At 73.6% G+C, this 1,113-nt stretch carries 1 protein-coding gene; it reads left to right on the top strand.

Annotated features, from left to right (window positions below):
- On the top strand, positions 1–1,113 hold a 1,113-nt coding region (locus tag G7A99_RS20460), incomplete at both ends, for an acetate--CoA ligase family protein (RefSeq protein WP_163143706.1).

The following is a 1,113-nucleotide window of genomic DNA, read 5'->3' on the forward strand; positions in this document are numbered from 1 at the left end:
GGCGACCTCCTCGACTACCTGGCCAACGACCCGGACACCGGCGCGATCCTCCTCTACGTCGAGGCCATCACCGATGCCCGCAAGTTCATGTCCGCGGCCCGCGCGGCCTCGCGCATGAAGCCGGTTATCGTGGTGAAATCCGGCCGCCACGCCGAGGGCGCACGGGCGGCGGCCTCGCACACCGGCGCGCTGGCGGGCTCGGACAAGGTCTACGACGCCGCCTTCCGGCGCGCCGGCATGCTCCGGGTGGACACCCTCGGCGAGCTGTTCGCCGCGGTGGAGACACTGGCGCTGGCCCCCACCCCGAACGGCGACCGCCTCGCCATCCTCACCAACGGCGGCGGCATGGGCGTGCTCGCCACCGACGCCCTGATCGAGCGCGGCGGTCACCTCGCGGAGCTCTCCGAGGAGACCGTCGAGAAGCTCAACGAGCACCTGCCGGCGACCTGGTCCCGCGGCAACCCCGTGGACATCATCGGCGACGCCCCCGGCGAGCGCTACAGCCAGGCCCTGGAGACGCTGATGGCCGCCCGCGAGGTGGACGCGGTGCTCGCCCTCAACTGCCCCACCGCCATCGCCGACCCCGGCGAGGCGGCGGGGGCGATCGTCTTCACGCTCGGCCGCCACCGCCGGCGCGGGCGCAAGCCGGTGCTCACGAGCTGGGTGGGCGACTTCCTGGCGGTGCCGGCACGGCGGCAGTTCGCCGACGCGGGCATCCCCACGTACACCACCCCCGAGGGCGCCGTGCGGGCGTTCATGCACGTGGTCGAGTTCCACCACAACCAGCTCGCCCTGCTGGAGACACCGCCCTCCGTGCCCGAGAGCTTCACGCCGAACATCGAGCACGCCCGCTCGCTGGTCACCGCCGCGCGGGACGAGGGGCGCGAATGGCTCAGCGAGGCGGAGGCCAAGGAGCTGCTCGCCGCCTACGGCGTCCCCGTGGTGCCCACCCGCATCGCCCGCGACCCGGAGGACGCCGCCCGTGTGGCCGGGGACCTCGAGGGGCCGTTCGCAATCAAGATCCTCTCGCCGGACATCTCCCACAAGAGCGACGTCGGCGGCGTCGCCCTGGACGTGGCGGACGCCGACGAGGTCCGCGATGCCGCCGAGAGC

It is taken from the genome of Arhodomonas sp. KWT (assembly GCF_010993615.1).